General features: G+C 39.3%; 5 protein-coding genes. 3 read left to right on the forward strand and 2 right to left on the reverse strand.

Features of this window, described 5'->3' with window-relative positions; genetic code table 11:
• Nucleotides 1–82: 82 nt before the first annotated feature.
• Nucleotides 83–487, forward strand: coding sequence for a SufE family protein (locus tag C200_RS09935; protein ID WP_016211968.1), 405 nt, complete (start codon nt 83–85; stop codon nt 485–487).
• 12 nt (nt 488–499) lie between these two features.
• On the opposite strand, the gene C200_RS15485 is transcribed toward C200_RS09935, so the two are convergent.
• The gene (locus C200_RS15485) at nt 500–640 is read right to left on the reverse strand and encodes a hypothetical protein (protein WP_017377024.1); all 141 of its coding nucleotides are present in this window, start codon (nt 638–640) and stop codon (nt 500–502) included.
• Between the two features lie 93 nt (nt 641–733).
• On the opposite strand from C200_RS15485, the gene C200_RS09940 reads away from it, so the two are divergent.
• Nucleotides 734–1,933 carry a DNA-methyltransferase gene (locus C200_RS09940; RefSeq protein ID WP_016211966.1) on the forward strand — a complete coding sequence of 400 codons (1,200 nt, stop codon included), beginning with the start codon at nt 734–736 and terminating at the stop codon, nt 1,931–1,933.
• Nucleotides 1,934–1,953: 20 nt separating this feature from the next.
• Entirely contained in the window at nt 1,954–2,565 is a 612-nt protein-coding gene (locus tag C200_RS09945; protein ID WP_016211971.1) for a trimeric intracellular cation channel family protein, read from the forward strand.
• Between the two features lie 205 nt (nt 2,566–2,770).
• On the opposite strand, the gene C200_RS09950 is transcribed toward C200_RS09945, so the two are convergent.
• Nucleotides 2,771–2,894 (reverse strand): IS3 family transposase (locus tag C200_RS09950; protein WP_033923756.1); only part of this gene is annotated, 124 nt, incomplete at its 5' end.

Consider the following 2,894-nt stretch of genomic DNA (forward strand, 5'->3'; position numbering starts at 1 on the left):
AATGTCAACGGAGCCTAGTTTAGCTGTGGATTATTGCCAGTTATGGTATGATGCGGCGGGAATTAAGTGAAAGAGGCCGGCCATGCAGCTAGAAGAATTGATTGAAAACTTTGACTTTATTGATGATTGGGAAGACCGTTACCGAGTGATTATTGAGCTTGGGCAAAATTTGCCAGTTATGCCTGATGCGCTGAAGACAAAAAATAGCTTGGTACCAGGGTGTATGAGTCAAGTGTGGATGGTCAGTCGGATGGACGGTGAGCATTTACACATTATTGCAGATAGTGATGCGGCGATCGTCAAGGGTTTGATCGCTGTATTATTACTGGCATATGCGAATAAAACCCCTCAAGAGATATTGTTAGTTGATATAAAAGATATTTTTTCTAGATTAAATCTTGAGAGTCATTTAAGCCCAAATCGACGTAATGGCTTTTATGCAATGGTTGCTCGTATTTGTGCGATGGCCAAAGTACTTGGGGTTTAATTTAGTTTAAATTTAGGGTTGAATGAGTTTTTGCTGTTTTTGAACATCTTTGCTTAAGTCTGGGCCAGTGGGCTTTTTATCGGCAGAGAGTCCTGCGATAATAAGCGCAATGGTGATTGCAACAAATAAAATAATACGCATTCCTTCTTTCATGGCACAGGTCACTTAATGGCTGCTACGTTGAGTATAGCTAAGAATGCAATGAGAAAGTGAATGAATAGGGATAAGTTTTGACTGTTACGAATAATGATGAATGCAACTGAATATCAGGTTAAACATAATGACTGCCTTGCTGAATTACGTGAAATTGCAGAGAATTCGGTTGATCTAATTTATTTAGATCCACCTTTTTTTACGCAGCGTCAGATTAGCGGGCCACCGCAGGGTAATGAGGCCTCAGCCTACCAATTTAATGATATATGGACAGGACGTCATGAGTATCTTTATTTTTTACAGGTGCGGCTTGTTGAGCTACAACGTATTTTAAAGCCAACGGGTTCACTGTTTTTTCATTGTGATCAGCGCGCTGGTCATTGGGTAAGAATGCTTTTGGATGATATTTTTTCAGTTGATCAGTTTCGTTCAGAGATTATTTGGCACTATAAGCGCTGGAGCAATGTGAAAAAAGGTTTACAGTCCACGCATCAAAAGATTTTCTTTTATACAAAAACGGATGACTTTACTTTTAATCATTTGTATGGCGAATATTCACCAACGACAAATGTAGAGCAGTTATTGCAAAAGCGTACACGTGATGAGGAAGGTAAGAGTGTGTATGCGAAGGATGAAAAAGGTGAGCATGTACTTAATGAAGCAAAGCAAGGCGTACCTTTGGGTGATGTGTGGGATGATATTCCTTATTTAAACCCAAATGCTAAAGAGCGTACAGGTTATCCGACACAAAAACCTTTATTATTACTAGAACGGATTATTCAGTTAGCAAGCCATGCTGGTGATATTGTTTTAGATCCATTTTGTGGCAGTGGCACAAGCTTAGTCGCAGCAAAATTATTAGGGCGCAATGCGGTGGGTATTGATAGCTCAGAAGAAGCAGTCACTTTAACGCAAGAGCGTTTGGAGACGATGATTCGTACGGATTCTAAAGTCGTGCAGTTTGGTCGAGAGTTTATTTATAAAACAGAAGGTTATATTCTAGAAGCGGTGAAAGCATTGGGGGCGACTTTGGTATCACGAGATTCACGAATTGATGGTTTATTGGCGCAGCGTTTTCGTGGTATGCCAGTACCGTTACGGGTGCAGCGTTTAGGTGAAAGTTTACAGCGTGCAGTTGGGCGTTTAGTGCAGTATCGTGTGATGAATCAACAGGTCGAGCGCATGGTGTTGGTGCGTACAGATATGAAAGATCGAATTGAGTTGCCAGAGAAGGTTGTTTTAGTGGATCATCCAAAATTCTTTTTAAAAAATAAACTGTATTCATATTTCTAATATTCTTAAAGGCCTATTATATGTTACTGCATATTTTATATCTGATTGGTATCTCTGTTGAAGCAAGTTCAGGGGCGCTTGCCGCTGGTCGTAAACATATGGACTTTTTTGGTGTGATTATGATTGCTGCTATCACCGCTTTAGGTGGTGGAACTGCCAGAGATGTGTTGATTGGTAATTATCCGTTAAGCTGGGTAGGGCATCCAGAATATTTGCTATTTACAACAACAGCAGCAGTGGTGACAATTTATTTGGCTCGCTTTATCTCCCGTTTATCTATTGTCTTTCTAGTTTTAGATGCACTTGGCTTAGTCACCTTTGCAATTATTGGTACAGAAAAAGGGCTTGCTTTGTCCTTGCCTTTTTCTGTTTGTGCGATTATGGGGATGTGTACCGGTATTTTTGGTGGTGTAATGCGTGATATTTTATGTAATGATGTGCCGCTGGTTTTTCGTAAGGAAATTTATGCTTTGGTTGCATTGATCGCCGCTACCCTTTATATGTTGCTAAAGTATACTTCATTGCCTGGGAGTTTGACGGTAGTGATTACTTTGGTGAGTTGCTTTTTGTTAAGACTGGCCGCTATTTTTTGGCATTTAGAATTACCAAAATTTAATTATGAGGGAGAATAATTAAAGTCCATGTTATGGTTCGATAGGGCTGCAAGTTTTAATACACAATTTCTTGACTAAGGCTGAATCTATACTGAGATCGGTAAATAATCTAACAATGAAAAAATTATTCTAATCCATTGCAACTGTAAAGCCCCCATTTTTATGCCAAGTCTAAAGTGGAATTTCTGTGGTTTGATCTGGCAACCTTTTTCTAGACAAATTTTTAACTGATTTTTTGATTATGCTCGTATTCCTCAGGTGATAAATAATCATTAGCTGAGTGAATGCGTTTTCTGTTATAAAAAACTTCGATATACTCAAAGATCGCTGATTTAGCCGCCTGCCGA

It is taken from the genome of Piscirickettsia salmonis LF-89 = ATCC VR-1361, assembly GCF_000297215.2.
Lineage (GTDB): Bacteria > Pseudomonadota > Gammaproteobacteria > Piscirickettsiales > Piscirickettsiaceae > Piscirickettsia > Piscirickettsia salmonis.